The sequence below is a fragment of the Demequina sediminicola genome (assembly GCF_000975055.1).
Taxonomy (GTDB): domain Bacteria; phylum Actinomycetota; class Actinomycetes; order Actinomycetales; family Demequinaceae; genus Demequina; species Demequina sediminicola.
This window is the reverse complement of record NZ_BBRB01000006.1, coordinates 81,571-96,042: the sequence shown is the minus strand read 5'-3', so window position 1 is coordinate 96,042 and position 14,472 is coordinate 81,571. Positions and strand designations below refer to the sequence as shown.

The following is a 14,472-nucleotide window of genomic DNA, read 5'->3' as shown; positions in this document are numbered from 1 at the left end:
TTTAGTTACTCTCCACCGCAGCGCGCTCGGCACGCACCACTGCCATCGTGCGTTGGCCGACGGTGAACGCCGATGCCACCGCGAGAACGTAGAGCGTTGCGGTCAGGACCCATACCGGCGCACCGAGGCCAACCGCGGCCGTAGCAAGCAAGGCCAAGAGCAAGCGGTCTGAGCGCTCCGCGATACCCACGGAGGCGTCAATACCCAGGCCTTCCGCACGCGCTCGCGCATACGGGACGAACGATCCGAGAGCGAGACACAGCAACGCAGCCAGCGACGTTGCGGGCTCGTCCACGCGGAAGGTCCACACCAAGGCTCCGAACACGGCGGCATCAGCCACTCGGTCGAGCGTGGAGTCAAGGAAGGCACCAAGGCGCGACGACTTCCCGGACAGCCGGGCCATGGTGCCGTCGAGCATGTCCGTCATCACGAAGAACGCGATGAACAACACTCCCCAGAAGAGCCAGATGCCACCCTTGGGGAAAAAGAAGCAAGCCCCGAAGACCACGCCGATGGTACCGACGATGGTGACCGCGTTGGGATGTACCCCTAGACGCAGCAGACCCCGTGCGGGCGCGGCCCAAACCTTGCCCGCGAATGGGCGCAACCAACCAAGCATCAGGCGTTCTCCTCCGACCATGCGGTCGACACTTTCTGCCACGTGTCATCTAGCAATTCAGGGAGGGCCTTGGTCTGACCGATGATCGGCAAGAAATTCGCATCGCCCATCCACCGAGGGACCACGTGCTGGTGCAGGTGCTCGGAGATCCCCGCGCCACCAATGGCACCTTGGTTCATGCCGATATTGAATCCTTGCGTGCCCGAGACACGCTGAAGCACACGCATCGCGGTCTGCGTCAACACACCCATTTCATCGCGCTCAGCATCCGTGGTGTCGGTGTACCAGCCGATATGGCGATACGGGCACACCATGAGATGGCCGGGGTTATAGGGGTAGAGGTTGAGCACCACGTAGCAATGCTCACCGCGGTGCACCACGAGGGCGTCCCGGTCGGCCACATCGATCTTGGCGCACAGCGGGCAGTCTGAGGCGCCCTCATACGTTGCCCGTGACTTTCCGTTCTCGATGTAAGCCATCCGGTGTGGCGTCCACAATCGGTCAAACCCGTCGGGTTCTCCACCCATCTGAGCGCCGTCAACAACCTCAGCCATGCGCTACACCTGGGCCTTGGTACGAACCGCCTCGACGATTCTGGCCACCGCATCGGCGACTGGCACTTGGTTGTCCTGGCTTCCATCGCGGAATCGGAAGGACACGGCACCGGCATCGGCGTCGTCGCCACCGGCGATCAGCGTGAACGGGATCTTGTCCTTGGACGCGGTGCGGATTTTTTTGGGGAACCGCTCGTCCGAATCGTCAAGCTCCACACGAATCCCTTGAGAGCGCAACTGTGCGACCACATCACCCACGTAGTCGTTGAACGCATCTGCCACAGGAATCGCACGGACTTGCACCGGGGCCAGCCATACGGGGAATGCACCCGCGTAGTGCTCCGTGAGGATCGCGAAGAACCGCTCGATAGACCCAAACAAAGCGCGGTGAATCATGACTGGGCGCTGGCGAGTGTTGTCGGGAGCGGTGTACTCAAGGTCAAAACGCTCGGGCAGGTTGAAGTCGAGCTGAATAGTCGACATCTGCCAAGAACGGCCGATGGCGTCACGGGTTTGGACAGAAATTTTGGGTCCGTAGAACGCAGCGCCGCCCGGGTCGGGAATCAGCTCGAGACCCGATCCCTCAGCGACCTCACGCAACGTGTCAGTGGCTTCTTCCCAAATGTCGTCCGCACCCACGAACTTCTCCGGGTTTTTGGTGGACAGCTCGAGGTAGAAGTCCTCAAGTCCATAATCCTTGAGCAGCCCCAACACAAAGTCCAACGTACGGGTCAGTTCCGCCTTCATCTGGTCGCGTGTGCAGTAGATGTGCGCATCATCCTGTGTGAATCCACGAGCACGAGTCATGCCATGCACCACACCGGACTTCTCATAGCGATACACGGTGCCGAACTCAAACATTCGCAACGGCAACTCACGGTAGGAACGGCCACGCGAATCGAAAATCAGATTGTGCATGGGGCAGTTCATCGGCTTCAGGTAATAGTCCTGGCCCTGCCGGGTGACGTTGCCCTTGCTGTCGCGCTCCTCGTCGAGGTGCATAGGCGGGTACATGCCGTCGCGATACCAGTCCAAGTGACCCGACTGCTCAAAGAGCTGTCCCTTGGTCGCGTGCGGCGTATACACAAACTCATAGCCCTCTTCGACGTGACGACGGCGTGAGTAGTCCTCCATCTCCATGCGGATCATGGCGCCCTTGGGGTGAAACACGGGCAAGCCGGATCCGATGGCCTCCGGGAAGGAGAACAAATCCATCTCGGAGCCAAGGCGGCGGTGGTCACGACGCTCAGCCTCAGCGAGCCGTTCCTTGTACGCAACGAGCTCTTCCTTGGTGGGCCAGGCAGTGCCATAGACGCGCTGCAGCTGAGGGTTCTTCTCCGAACCCTTCCAGTACGCGGCAGCGGATCGCATGAGCGCCCATCCGTTGGCAAGAAGTTTGGTGCTCGGCACGTGTGGTCCCCGGCACAGGTCCTTCCATGCCACGTCGCCATTGCGGCGCACATTGTCGTAGATGGTGATATCGCCCTCACCAATCTCGACGGAGGCACCTTCGGCACCTTCGGCATCGTGTGTCAGCAGCTCACATTTGTACTTCTCGCCTGCGAGTTCCTCGAGTGCCTCTTCACGGGTGACCTCTCGACGCTGGAAGGACTGACCTTCCTTGACGATGCGTTGCATGGTCTTCTCAAGCTTCTTGAGGTCCTCCGGGGTGAAGGGCTCCTCCACATCGAAGTCGTAGTAGAAGCCATTCTCGATCGGAGGTCCTACACCCAGCTTCGCGTCTGGATTGAGTTGCTGCACTGCCTGGGCGAGCACGTGTGCGGTCGAGTGACGTAGCACCATCAGGCCGTCTGGGTCGTGAATGGTCACGGCTTCGACTTCAGCATCTGCGGGGATCTCACGGGAGAGGTCCCACAACTCGCCGTTGACCCTCATTACCAGGACATCTCGGCGCTCGGAGTACAGATCAGTGCCCGTCGTTGCGGCTTCGAGCTCGCGCTTGTCGCCGTCAATGGTTGCAGTCAAGCTGGGCACCGTGGGGTCTCCTTGATTCGTGACAGTAAGTAGTAGTGCCACCCCTGTAGGCGCACCACCCCACGATGCTACCGACCATGCGGCCTTGGTGGGTATTCCACGCCAGCAGGCACGCGAGTGTTGGCGGGATGAGAACTAGCCGAACATGCGGCGGAACGCCACGTCTTCCGCCATCGCGATCCACGTGCGTGCGCGCTCATGTTCATCGAGCCCGGACGCGAGGGCCACGAGGTTTGCAGCAACTCGACGGCGCAGGTCGGGCTCATTCACCTCCTGGGCGAATGATTGGTAGAGACGGTGAGCCTCGGGCGCCACGTGAGCGTAGCCGTCGGCGTCCAACGTGGGAAGTACTGAGACGTGGGCGACCATGCACGCCAGGTCGTCGGCCCGGCGACCGGGGCCAAGAGTGTCAATATCGATCAGCCCGACCACACTCTCCGGCGTCTGCGCGTCATTGAGCCGCACGTTCGCGGCGTGAAAGTCCCCATGGGTAGGCACCAGTGGCACGTCTTCCGGCGCATCGAGCCTGGGGCCAATCTCCCCCGCGATACGCGACAACACCGCTGCATCATGGCCACGGTCCGTGGCGAGGTCAATGTAAAGGCTGAGGCGGTCAGGAACTGCCGGGCGCAATGGCAACTCGCAAATCGCTGGTGGCAAGGTGTCGAGTGCGCGCGTCAAGATGGTGGGATCGATCTGCGCCGGCTGTCCCCCGCCGGGACGATGCAATGCTTCGGTCATGGCGACTCCCGCCGCCTGTGCCACCAGGATGATCCCATCGCCGGCATCGAGGGCGCGCGGCGCGAGCGAACTCAAGCGGTGGCGGTGAAGGAGGTCGTAAGCACGCTCAGGCCGAACAACCTTCACGAACCACGTGTCCTGCTTCCCTGCCTCGGACACGTGAGCCTTGAGGACGGCACGGCGCATGGGGCGCAGGACCAACATCTCCAAGTGATCCACATGGGGCGTGTCGGCACCTGCGCGCGTCAGGCGCGACTGCAGAGCCTCAGGCACACAGGCATCGGCTAATCCCGTCAGATATGGATCCGCAGGGTGGCGCCACACATGCACCACGCCCTTGTCTGATTCCAGACGGATAGCCTTCGAAGCAGAGCGTTGACGGTCCGACAACTCCACCGTGGACGCCACAAGGTAAATGCGTTCGCCGGACGCTTCTACGTCGTAACACACCGATGTTTCCGCGCCCGGGCGGGCGTGTACAGCATCCATTGACCATGATTCAAGCTCTAGTTGAGTGGTCGCCAAAGCGGTCGCTAATACTTGCTCTGCCCCCTGGCCGGTAAGGACGTCGGCCGCAGACTGACTCGTCATAGTGCCATCGAACCACGAAATGTGCGGTTTTTCCGGAACTGACGCGGCCCACGAAAACGCGTTACTGCTGGTTGTTGTTGTCCTTTGCCCAGTCCGCCGCACTGTCGATCTTGTCGTCGAACTTGTCCGGTGACTTGTCCTTGGCGGTGTCTGCCGCTTTGTCGATGTCCTCGTCGGACATATTCATTGCCTTGTCCTTGGCTTTATTCACCATGTCACCGATGCCCACGACGCCTCCTCGAATGTGTAGTGCTCACATTCAACGTTACGTCCAGTACTCCGTTTCCGCACGCCCACCTCCGTCGTACCGGACATTGTCGGCTCGTTCTCACTTCAACCCCTCGACGCTGCGAACCAAAGACACTGCAAACCAAAGGTGCAGCCGCCACACCGGGCGAGTCAGGCATCGGCCCAACTCCCTCGGCGTGTCGCATGTGATGACGGTTCGCAGTGTCAAGGTCCGGACGGTGCTCACCTATGGCACGGCGGGCGGCATTCCGGGCACGCTACTGTGACGTCACAGGTAATTCTGCTGCTGCCGGCTCATCGGTCTTGGGGTCTCGACCGTGACGGAAGCTGCGTTCCGCCTTGCCGGAATCCAATTGCCACATGTGCCAGAACAAGAACGGAATTGCGGCGACGAGGTTGACAATGCCCCACCACTTCAAGACTTCATCGTTGTACCAACTTGAGGCATCCATGACGGCCGGGAAAAAGTCGGCAGTCGCCCGCAAAATGAGGTGGGTTGCCAGGGTGTAGACACGAGCCATGACGTAGAGCTCTGGGCGCTTCTTGATGAGCGGGTAGATTTCCGCAGCAAGCAGGATGACCACGCTCGATGCGAAGTACTTGGGTGCCTCGGCATACACGAATGCGGCATTCCACGACGTGTACAACAGGTTCCAGCCAACGGTCGTATAGGCAATGAGGTCGGCGCCCCCGCTAGCGCCGATCTTCCAGTATTTGGGTACGAAGGGAATGGTCGCGCAGAGGATGAGTCCTACCACGGCGTTCGGGTAGTTTCCGAGCTCAATGTCCTTGACAGTTGCTTCTGCAATGTTGAGGAAGAGGATGCCGTAGAAGAACCAGAGGAATCCCGGCTTGCGGACTACATCCCAGAACTTTCCGGTGCGATTCTCATGAACGCTGAGGCGCGAAAGACCCACCACGATCGTGGGAAGTATGACGGACAAGATTTTGAACCAGCGGAACCAGCCATCGACTCCCCCGGTGATGATCCAGAGGGGAAAGGTGAGCAGGATGGCAATCCAGAAGTACGCGGAGGCCTTGGGATGCTTGCGGAAGTAATCCACCACCCAGAGCAAGAAAACAAAGTACAGCGGCATTGATATTGCGTATGACCACCACGGGAGGTCCATGATCGTGTCCCTTCTTCGGAGAGCCACCTTTGGCTACCCATTTCCTAAACGGACATCAGTGTCCGTTACTAGAGATGATGCCAGTGGCCGGTAACCTGCACATGGGACCAAAGGCCCTAAGACAGAAACGAGTGCCATATGAATCAGAGACGCGATGCGCGCTCCAACTACCAAGCACTCCTCACTGCAGCAGAAGCCGTCTTTGCCGAAGGCAGCGTCAACGCGCCCCTTCAACTCGTCGCAGAGCGCGCCGGTGTGGGTCGCGGAACGCTCTACCGCCACTTCCCTCACCGTCAAGCGCTTGCCGCTGCGATCTACAGGGAACGCCTCACCGGCCTAGAAACACTCGTCGCCAACGAGGGCAACGACCCACATGTCGCGCTCACGCTCCTTACCGCAGTGGCAGAGCAACAAAACCGCATACCCGGATTGTTCAATCTGATCTTCAACACCGACTCGGACAGCGGCGAACTCGAACCACTCTGGCGGCGCTCGATCATCCTCTTCGGCAAACCACTCAAGATCAGCCAGCAAGCGGGGGTTCTTCGCAACGACCTCACCGTCGACGACCTGCTCATGGTGGTAGGCATGGTCTACGGAGTGCTCAATAGCCCCGCTGGCATGAACAATCCCGATGCCGCCCAAAAGGCCCTCGACATCGCCTTGCTCGGGCTGAGGCCACGCTAACGGCGTACGGCACTCGACGGCACAGGTACACCCCAGTCCCACCCCCGGTCGCAGGCCAGAAATGCAGAAAGCCACCCCGAAGGGTGGCTTTCATGTGGTGGGCGATACTGGGATCGAACCAGTGACCTCTTCCGTGTCAGGGAAGCGCGCTACCGCTGCGCCAATCGCCCGAGGTGGGTACGGGATTCGAACCCGTGTATACGGCTTTGCAGGCCGCTGCCTCGCCTCTCGGCCAACCCACCGTATATGCCGACACCACGATCAGCTTTGTACTACGAGCGGACGACGGGATTCGAACCCGCGACCCTCACCTTGGCAAGGTGATGCTCTACCACTGAGCCACGTCCGCGCTGGCCCGGTGCTACTTTTCCGAACCGAGGAATACTCTAGCCGATCCCCACCCCTACTCACGACCATCTCCGCCACCGGCGCCCACCACATCCACCACCACATCCGCCACCAGTGCGAACCAAAGGTGAGCTCGACACGCAGGACAATCGACGCATCGGCCCGTTCTCGCCGGCGTGTCGCTGGCGTTTCGGTTCGTAGTGTCGCGGGGTGGGATTTAGCGGTGTCCCAGGGGAAACGGAGTGCACCACGGAACCGGACAGCAAAAAAGCCACCCCGAAGGGTGGCCTTCATGTGGTGGGCGATACTGGGATCGAACCAGTGACCTCTTCCGTGTCAGGGAAGCGCGCTACCGCTGCGCCAATCGCCCGAGGTGGGTACGGGATTCGAACCCGTGTATACGGCTTTGCAGGCCGCTGCCTCGCCTCTCGGCCAACCCACCGCGATCGCCGACGTGAGGCCGGCTACGTACCTACGAGCGGACGACGGGATTCGAACCCGCGACCCTCACCTTGGCAAGGTGATGCTCTACCAGCTGAGCTACGTCCGCGCTGTGAGGAAACATCCTCAACGCGAAGTAGAGACTAGCCCATTGTGGCATGCGCGCCAAATCCGTGACGCGATGCCCTGCGGAGTCACTGCTGTGCCACCTGATGCTCACCATTGACGCCTTCGCACACCGATCCCTACTACCGTTAACCCTGTGAACACCACCCCGGATTCGTGGCACGGCGAGGCGATCTTTCGTACCGTGCGCGCCACACGTCCCGTCGCCCACATCGACAGCCTGGACGATGCCGCAACACTCGCGAACGAAGGGTTCTGGGTGGTGGTGGCTCGGTTCGAGGGCGGCTTTGACGCATGGCGGATGGACACGGTCGAGTACCGCGATGAGACACACGGTTCATTAGGTGACGGAGCCGCATGGCACGGACCCCACCCCGATTCCTGGGCAACGTCGCTCGACGAGGCGCAATACATCGCCGGAGTGAACAATGTCCGCGCCCACATCCGTGAAGGCGACGTCTACCAAGTCAATTTGTGCCGCATCCTTCATGCCCCGTTTCACGCTCCCAAGCCAGGCGCAGCATCGGCCCTCCGCCGTTACCTGCAAGAGGGAAACCCCTCCCGATACGCCGCGAGCATCGACATCTCTGCCTCAGGCTCGCCGGAGCGGGCCTGCGCGTGGGTGGTGTCAGCTTCACCGGAGCTCTATCTAAGTGTGGACGGCGCCACAGTGAACTCGTCACCCATCAAGGGAACAGCGGCGCCCGGGGCGGACATGCTGCCCAAAGATGAGGCAGAGAACGTCATGATCACGGATCTTGTGCGTAACGACCTCTCGCATGTCGCCAAGCCCGGTTCCGTGGCCGTCACTGAGTTTCTTGGTCTCCATCATTTGCCAGGGCTTCAACATCTGCAATCCACTGTCAGCGTGGAGCTTACGGACGAACTGAGCTGGGCGCCGCGCATGTGGCAGGCGCTCTTCGACGGCACATTCCCACCCGGGTCTGTGTCAGGTGCCCCGAAGTCCTCGGCACTACGGATCATCCAACGCGAAGAACGTGAAGACCGCGGCCCCTATTGCGGCGCCATTGGCTGGATCGATGCAGACCGACGCCGCGCTGAGCTCGCGGTCGGGATTCGCACATTCTGGTGGGAACCAGATCATGGGGGCACGCTGCGCTTTGGTACGGGCGCCGGAATCACCTGGGGGTCGGATGCACAAGCCGAGTGGGAGGAGACTGAATTGAAGGCCTCCCGGTTGATTGCCCTGGCATCTGCCGGGACAATGACCCCATGAGTGGGATGGTGTGGGCGCGCGGACGTCTCTGGAAACCCGACGAGCCGGTCGTCTCCGCCAATGACCACGGCTTTACGGTGGGCGACGGCGTGTTTGAGACCATCGGCGTTCGTGACGGCCACGCTTTCGCGGTCACCCGACACCTGACACGCCTGGCGTATGGTGCCGAACGGATGGGGTTGCAAGACATTGACCTCGACTACGTCCGCTCGGGCATCGACGCCGTACTCCGAGCCGATGCGCTCGCTAGCCGAGTCCGCGTCACCGTCACCTCTGGAGTGGGACCCGCAGGCTACACACGTGGTGACGATGCACTCACCGTCACCGTGGCGGCTACCCACGGAGAAAAGCCGCGGACGTGTGCCGTAGTGCGGGCGCCATGGAAACGGAATGAGCGCTCCGCCGTAGCCGGCATTAAGACCACATCAGCTGCCGAGAACGCGGTCATCGCCAACTTCGCTCGCGATAAGGGAGCCGACGAAGCGATCCTCGCCAACACGTACGGAAACCTGTGCGAGGGCACCAGCACCAATGTGTTCCTCGAACGCAACGGTGAAGTCCTCACGCCCCCACTTGCCTCGGGATGCCTGCCCGGCATCGTCCGCGGACTAGCACTCGAGTGGGGCGCATTGGCCGGAATTCCGGTGCGGGTGTCCGCCCCCGGCGAGTTGCCTCTCGGGGTACTGGACGAGGTTCTCGATGGAACAGCGCACCTGGCAGTCACGAGCGCAGTCCGTGGTGTCCAACACGTGTCGTCCCTGGAAGGTCAAGACATCTCAGCGGGCCCGCTACTACGCGACCTCTCTGCGCACTTCGAGTTACAGGCCGAGCGGCAGCCCGACCCGCCGCTCCCCCGGCAGCGGTAGGCCGACACTGACGCGTGGTCGTCGCATGGCCAAAGTCGCGCTAGTATTGTTCACGCTTACAGGGCGATTGGCGCAGGGGTAGCGCGCTTCCTTCACACGGAAGAGGTCACTGGTTCGATCCCAGTATCGCCCACCACATGAAAGCCACTCTTCGGGGTGGCTTTTTTGCTTTCCTGGCTATCACGCGCGTCTCTGGATCGCTAGTCTCGAGCCATGATCTCCGAGGTCTCGCCGCTGCTTCCCACCACCTACGACGTGGCGTGGACGGTGGTCGCTGTCGCCACGCTCGCATTCGCCGTTGTCGCCCTCGTCTCGGTTGCGCGTCGTGCATCGTTGATGTCGTCGAGCGCCGTTGCACTGTGGTGCTTGCTGATCCTCGTGGTGCCGGTGGTGGGCCCGGTGATGTGGTTCGTCGCTGGCAAGCGTGCAAGGCCAGCGACGGTTTCCTGACAGTACGAACCGGAGTGGCCCCCGACACGCCGCTGGAGCAGAGCCGATGCTCGCAACAGCCGGCGCGCCAGGCTCACCTTTGGTTCAAAGTGTCGGGCGCGGGAGGACACCGGTCCGTCACTCTCATCTGGGATGATGGGGCGGTACGCAACGAAGGGGTACTCCGCTAGATGTCTGAGATCCATCACGAACGCACACGCCGACTGGGCCACCGTGCAGATGCGCCGGTGCCTACATCGACCTACCGCCTCCAACTCAACGCTGACTTCACGTTCGCGGATGCAGCGTCACAGTTGGACTACTTCGAGGCGCTAGGCGTCGGCCACCTGTACCTGTCCCCCATCTTGGAAGCCGCTCCAGGGTCGACCCACTTCTATGACGTGGTGGACCACTCCCAGATCGCGAGCGCCCTCGGTGGTGTGGATGCGCTCCGGGATCTGGCTACTCAAGCCCGCGAGCGCGGCATCGGCCTGATTGCCGATGTGGTGCCGAACCACATGGCCGTCCCGACCCCGGCGTTCCACAACAAGGCCCTCTGGTCACTGTTGCGTGACGGAGAAGACTCCGATCACGCGCATTGGTTTGATGTGGACTGGTCCAGTGGCGACCCCGTGCTCATGCCGGTGCTCGGGGAACGCATCGGTACGGTGTTGGCGAACGGTGAGCTCTCGATCGACACGATGGAGATCCCGGGTTTTGAGGATGAGGGCGAAGTCCATGTGCTGCGCTACTACGACCACGTGTTTCCCATCCGTCCAGGCACCGAGAACCTTCCGCTGGATTCACTCGTGGATCAACAGCACTATCGCCTGGCGTATTGGCGCGTCGCCAATGAGGAACTGAACTACCGGCGTTTCTTCGATGTCGGCTCCTTGGTGGCGGTCCGTGTGGAAGACCCCGACGTTTTTGAGGCCACTCACCGTGTGATTGTGGATCTGATCAAGGACAAGACCCTCGATGGTCTCCGCATTGACCACCCGGACGGTCTCGCGGACCCTGCGGGCTACATCCAGCGTCTGTCGGATGCCACGGATGGCGCGTGGATTGTGGTGGAGAAGATCCTCGAGGATGAGGAACGGCTACCCACTAGTTGGCGCACTGCGGGCACCACGGGTTACGACGGTGCCTGGCGCGTTGGAGCGCTCTTGCGTGACCCTGCGGGCTCTTCCCCGCTGGCCGCGACACTGCATCGCGTCACAGGAGACGCCATGGGCACTCTTCCGGCAATGATCAACGAGGCCAAGCGCGAGATTGTGAAGGAGTCGCTTTCTAGCGAGGTGCACCGCTTGGCCACCATCGCGCACACGATCTGCACTACAGACGTGCGACTGCGGGATCACACGTGGCGGTCCCTGTATGACTGCCTGCGCACTCTCTTGATTACCTTTGACCGCTACCGCGCGTATGTCGTTGCGGGCTCACAGCCCAAGCCACCTTCGCTGGACGCGATCGATCAGGCAGCCACACGGGCACGCGCCCAGCTCGACTCAGAACGCCATGAGACTCTTGACGTGGTGGTCGATCTTCTCAAGGGTGCTGAGGTGGGTTCCGCGGGACGCACCAATGACACCAACCGCCGGGAACTCATCACACGCTTCCAGCAAGCCTGCGGTGCCGTCATGGCCAAGGGCATTGAAGATACGGCCTACTACCGCTGGACGCACTTGCTTCCCCTCTGTGAAGTCGGCTCCCCCGCCTCCAAGTTCGGGCTTCCGCCTGCGAACTTCCACGCATGGGCCGATGAACAGCAGTTGCAGTACCCCCATGGGATGATGTCGCTCACCACGCACGACACGAAGCGCTCCGAGGATGTGCGCGCGCGCCTGTCAGTGCTGTCTGAGGCTGCCGAGGATTGGGACCACCTCATCACGCGCTTGCAGGAGGCCACGGCACAGTCCCGGCCGGCGCAGTTGGATGGGCGCACTGAGAACTTGTGGTGGCAAACGCTTGTGGGAACGTCGGACCAGAATTCGACGATGGAGTGGGACCGCCTTGAGGGGTACCTCATCAAGGCGATGCGTGAGGCAAAGACACACACGACCTGGACATCGGTCAACGAGGACTATGAGTCCGCTGTCCTGTGGTTCGCGCAAACGACTCACGGAGATCGCGCTGTGCGATCCCTGATTCACCAGTGGCACGAAGATGTCTCGGCGGGCGTGCGTGCCCACGTCCTGGCAATGAAACTCATTCAATTGACCATGCCGGGAGTTCCTGACGTTTATCAAGGTACGGAGGCCCTTGCGCCGTCGTTGGTTGACCCCGACAATCGCCGACCGGTGGACTTCAGTGCGTTGGCAGGCGAGCTCGAGCGTCTCGACAGTGGTGCAAAGCCACGCACGTTGAACGAAGAGAAGCTACTGGTGACGTCACGCGCGTTGCGGGCGCGGCGCAACCATGCAGAGGTCTTCATTGGTGAAGGCGCTGGCTATGTGCCGTTGCCCTCGTCGTCGGGGCACGCTGTCGTGTTCGCCCGTACTGTCGATGATGAACCACGCGTCATCACGGCAGCAACGCGGCTTGGGTTGGATTTGGACCAGTTGGGCGGATGGCGAGAGCACACCGTCACTCTGCCCGAGGGCACATGGCTCGATGTACTCTCTGGCCGTACCTACGCTGGCGGCACCGTTGAGTTGAGCGAACTACTCGGCACGCTGCCGGTGGCGTTGTTGGAGGTTCAGTCATGACGACGCGGGTGTGGGCACCCCACGCGCAGTCAGTGGTGGCCGTTGTGGGCTCACCTGACGCGGAACAACAGGAGCGCGTCGAGTTCACACTCGACGACGAGGGCTGGTGGAACGGACCTCAGCTCACACACTGTACCGACTACGCATACGAGGTTGACGGCGACGGCCCATGGCCCGACCCACGCTCCGCGTGGCAGCCCCATGGCGTGCACGGACCGTCACGAGCGTTCGACACCGCGATACACCAGTGGCGCGACCAGGACTGGACAGGCGTGGACCCGCTCGGTGCGGTGTTCTACGAAATGCATGTGGGGGTCTTCACCCCTCAGGGCACGCTCGACAGCGCGATCGTCCAACTGAAGGACCTCAAGGCCAGTGGCGTGGACATCGTCTCCCTCATGCCTGTAGCGGCATTCCCGGGGCGCCACGGCTGGGGCTACGACGGCGTAGCGCTCTATGCAGTGCATGAAGCGTACGGCGGCCCTGCTGCACTCCAACGCTTCGTTGACGCCGCGCACCGGGCAGGACTGGGTGTATGTCTTGATGTGGTCTACAACCACTTGGGTCCCGACGGCAACTATCTGTCGAAGTTTGGCCCATACTTCACTGACGCGCACCATACCCCGTGGGGGTGGGCCGTCAATCTCGATCAGGCCGACGCTCACGGGATGCGCCAGTTCATCCGCGACAACGCGCGGCGTTGGTTTGAGGACTTTCACATCGACTGCCTGCGGCTCGACGCCGTCCACGAACTGCAGGACGAATCCGCCACGCACATCCTGGCTGAGATGTCTGACGACACCGCAGCATTGAGCGAGCGCTTGGGCAGACCACTGGGCCTCGTGGCAGAGTCTGATCTCAACGATGCGCGCATGGTCACCCCGACCGCTGAAGGCGGGCTGGGCATGACAGCGCAGTGGAATGACGATGTGCACCACGCCTTGCACGCGTATCTCACCGGCGAACGCCATGGGTACTACGTAGACTTCGGTTCCATCGAGGCTCTCGACAAGGTGTACCGCGAAGTGTTCTGGCACAACGGCACGTACTCGCCGTTCCGTGGAAAAAACTGGGGTGCGCCGGTACCGCACGACATGGACCGGCGTCGGTTCGTCGTGTGTGCTTCTAACCACGACCAAGTGGGCAACCGCGCCATCGGAGACCGCCCGTCGACCCGCCTCAGTCCAGGCGCTCAAGCCACATCGCTGGCGGCGATACTGCTGTCCCCCTTCACCCCCATGCTGTTTATGGGCGAGGAGTACGGAGAACGCCGTCCTTTCATGTTCTTCACCGACCATTCCGAGCCGCTTGCCACCGCTGTCTCGGAAGGGCGTATGAGTGAATTTGCAGGCCACGGCTGGGATGACTTGTACGGGAGATCAGTACAGGTCCCGGACCCTCAAGATCGCACCACCTTTTTGCGCTCCAAACTTGGGTCCGGCATCGGCTCTGAAGGGGAACCTCACGACTCACTGCGCACCTGGGTAGCCGATCTGATGGCGCTACGGCGCCTTGTCAGTGACCGCGATGAATGGACGTCACACCCCGCCGGTGCGGAGGAGACTTCCCCCCGGGTGTTGACTCTTCACGGGCCGGTGACGGTGCACGCCAATCTCACTGACTCCAGCGCAGCAGTGAGTGACGACGGGAAGGTCGTAGCAACTTACGGCGCAGTTGACGTGTCCGACGGCGAAGTAGTGCTCCAGGCCGATGCCGTGGCGCTGGTACGCCACTAAGCGCACCTTGGCGGG

Annotated in this window: 12 protein-coding genes and 7 tRNA genes; 7 read left to right on the top strand and 12 right to left on the bottom strand. The window is 61.6% G+C overall.

What is annotated here, in order from left to right:
* Position 1: 1 nt before the first annotated feature.
* The 6 genes from pgsA to AOP79_RS11150 all read right to left on the bottom strand — a co-directional run bounded on the left by pgsA (position 2) and on the right by AOP79_RS11150 (position 5,879).
* Positions 2 to 619 (bottom strand): phosphatidylinositol phosphate synthase, encoded by a 618-nt coding sequence (gene pgsA / locus AOP79_RS11170; RefSeq protein ID WP_062073598.1) that lies wholly within the window; start codon positions 617 to 619, stop codon positions 2 to 4.
* On the bottom strand, positions 619 to 1,173 hold the full coding sequence (locus tag AOP79_RS11165; protein WP_062073596.1) for an HIT family protein: 555 nt from the start codon (positions 1,171 to 1,173) through the stop codon (positions 619 to 621). Before AOP79_RS11165 ends, pgsA begins: the two co-directional genes overlap by 1 nt.
* A gap of 3 nt (positions 1,174 to 1,176) precedes the next feature.
* Complete coding sequence (gene thrS, locus AOP79_RS11160; protein WP_062073594.1) at positions 1,177 to 3,168, bottom strand: threonine--tRNA ligase; 1,992 nt, start codon at positions 3,166 to 3,168, stop codon at positions 1,177 to 1,179.
* A gap of 135 nt (positions 3,169 to 3,303) precedes the next feature.
* Entirely contained in the window at positions 3,304 to 4,398 is a 1,095-nt protein-coding gene (locus AOP79_RS11155; RefSeq protein ID WP_161794268.1) for a phosphotransferase family protein, read from the bottom strand.
* Between the two features lie 163 nt (positions 4,399 to 4,561).
* Positions 4,562 to 4,714 carry an Rv0909 family putative TA system antitoxin gene (locus tag AOP79_RS11735; RefSeq protein WP_152648112.1) on the bottom strand — a complete coding sequence of 51 codons (153 nt, stop codon included), beginning with the start codon at positions 4,712 to 4,714 and terminating at the stop codon, positions 4,562 to 4,564.
* A gap of 292 nt (positions 4,715 to 5,006) precedes the next feature.
* A complete protein-coding gene (locus AOP79_RS11150) occupies positions 5,007 to 5,879 on the bottom strand; it encodes a hypothetical protein (protein WP_174435663.1) in 873 nt (290 codons plus the stop codon).
* 138 nt (positions 5,880 to 6,017) lie between these two features.
* On the opposite strand from AOP79_RS11150, the gene AOP79_RS11145 reads away from it, so the two are divergent.
* Positions 6,018 to 6,566, top strand: a complete 549-nt coding sequence (locus AOP79_RS11145) for a TetR/AcrR family transcriptional regulator (RefSeq protein ID WP_062073590.1) — start codon at positions 6,018 to 6,020, stop codon at positions 6,564 to 6,566.
* A gap of 95 nt (positions 6,567 to 6,661) precedes the next feature.
* Here AOP79_RS11145 and AOP79_RS11140 read toward each other — a convergent pair.
* The 6 genes from AOP79_RS11140 to AOP79_RS11115 all read right to left on the bottom strand — a co-directional run bounded on the left by AOP79_RS11140 (position 6,662) and on the right by AOP79_RS11115 (position 7,464).
* Positions 6,662 to 6,736: transfer RNA gene (locus tag AOP79_RS11140), tRNA-Val, on the bottom strand.
* A gap of 1 nt (position 6,737) precedes the next feature.
* Positions 6,738 to 6,808: transfer RNA gene (locus AOP79_RS11135), tRNA-Cys, on the bottom strand.
* Between the two features lie 35 nt (positions 6,809 to 6,843).
* A tRNA-Gly gene (locus AOP79_RS11130) sits at positions 6,844 to 6,915 on the bottom strand.
* A 294-nt stretch (positions 6,916 to 7,209) separates the two neighbouring features.
* A tRNA-Val gene (locus AOP79_RS11125) sits at positions 7,210 to 7,284 on the bottom strand.
* Position 7,285: 1 nt separating this feature from the next.
* A tRNA-Cys gene (locus tag AOP79_RS11120) sits at positions 7,286 to 7,356 on the bottom strand.
* Between the two features lie 35 nt (positions 7,357 to 7,391).
* A tRNA-Gly gene (locus AOP79_RS11115) sits at positions 7,392 to 7,464 on the bottom strand.
* A gap of 153 nt (positions 7,465 to 7,617) precedes the next feature.
* On the opposite strand from AOP79_RS11115, the gene AOP79_RS11110 reads away from it, so the two are divergent.
* The 6 genes from AOP79_RS11110 (at position 7,618) to treZ (ending at position 14,457) form a co-directional block, all read left to right on the top strand.
* Positions 7,618 to 8,718 carry a chorismate-binding protein gene (locus tag AOP79_RS11110; protein ID WP_062073588.1) on the top strand — a complete coding sequence of 367 codons (1,101 nt, stop codon included), beginning with the start codon at positions 7,618 to 7,620 and terminating at the stop codon, positions 8,716 to 8,718.
* Entirely contained in the window at positions 8,715 to 9,584 is an 870-nt protein-coding gene (locus AOP79_RS11105; protein WP_062073586.1) for an aminotransferase class IV, read from the top strand. The genes AOP79_RS11110 and AOP79_RS11105 overlap by 4 nt, the downstream gene beginning before the upstream one ends.
* Before the next feature lie 61 nt (positions 9,585 to 9,645).
* Positions 9,646 to 9,720: transfer RNA gene (locus AOP79_RS11100), tRNA-Val, on the top strand.
* Positions 9,721 to 9,797: 77 nt separating this feature from the next.
* Positions 9,798 to 10,034 (top strand): PLD nuclease N-terminal domain-containing protein, encoded by a 237-nt coding sequence (locus AOP79_RS11095; RefSeq protein ID WP_062073584.1) that lies wholly within the window; start codon positions 9,798 to 9,800, stop codon positions 10,032 to 10,034.
* Between the two features lie 170 nt (positions 10,035 to 10,204).
* Positions 10,205 to 12,721: a malto-oligosyltrehalose synthase gene (gene treY / locus AOP79_RS11090; RefSeq protein WP_062073582.1), complete on the top strand. Its 2,517-nt coding sequence runs from the start codon at positions 10,205 to 10,207 to the stop codon at positions 12,719 to 12,721.
* Positions 12,718 to 14,457 (top strand): malto-oligosyltrehalose trehalohydrolase, encoded by a 1,740-nt coding sequence (treZ, locus tag AOP79_RS11085; RefSeq protein ID WP_062073580.1) that lies wholly within the window; start codon positions 12,718 to 12,720, stop codon positions 14,455 to 14,457. Before treY ends, treZ begins: the two co-directional genes overlap by 4 nt.
* The last annotated feature ends 15 nt before the right edge of the window (positions 14,458 to 14,472 follow it).

What these genes read in the sequence shown, in the direction of transcription:
- AOP79_RS11155 (WP_161794268.1), bottom strand. Translation starts at nt 4,398, where the DNA reads ATGGATGCTGTACACGCCCGCCCGGGCGCGGAAACATCGGTGTGTTAC.
- AOP79_RS11145 (WP_062073590.1), top strand. Translation starts at nt 6,018, where the DNA reads ATGAATCAGAGACGCGATGCGCGCTCCAACTACCAAGCACTCCTCACT.
- AOP79_RS11095 (WP_062073584.1), top strand. Translation starts at nt 9,798, where the DNA reads ATGATCTCCGAGGTCTCGCCGCTGCTTCCCACCACCTACGACGTGGCG.
- AOP79_RS11165 (WP_062073596.1), bottom strand. Translation starts at nt 1,173, where the DNA reads ATGGCTGAGGTTGTTGACGGCGCTCAGATGGGTGGAGAACCCGACGGG.
- AOP79_RS11105 (WP_062073586.1), top strand. Translation starts at nt 8,715, where the DNA reads ATGAGTGGGATGGTGTGGGCGCGCGGACGTCTCTGGAAACCCGACGAG.
- treY (WP_062073582.1), top strand. Translation starts at nt 10,205, where the DNA reads ATGTCTGAGATCCATCACGAACGCACACGCCGACTGGGCCACCGTGCA.
- AOP79_RS11735 (WP_152648112.1), bottom strand. Translation starts at nt 4,714, where the DNA reads ATGGTGAATAAAGCCAAGGACAAGGCAATGAATATGTCCGACGAGGAC.
- treZ (WP_062073580.1), top strand. Translation starts at nt 12,718, where the DNA reads ATGACGACGCGGGTGTGGGCACCCCACGCGCAGTCAGTGGTGGCCGTT.
- pgsA (WP_062073598.1), bottom strand. Translation starts at nt 619, where the DNA reads ATGCTTGGTTGGTTGCGCCCATTCGCGGGCAAGGTTTGGGCCGCGCCC.
- AOP79_RS11150 (WP_174435663.1), bottom strand. Translation starts at nt 5,879, where the DNA reads ATGGACCTCCCGTGGTGGTCATACGCAATATCAATGCCGCTGTACTTT.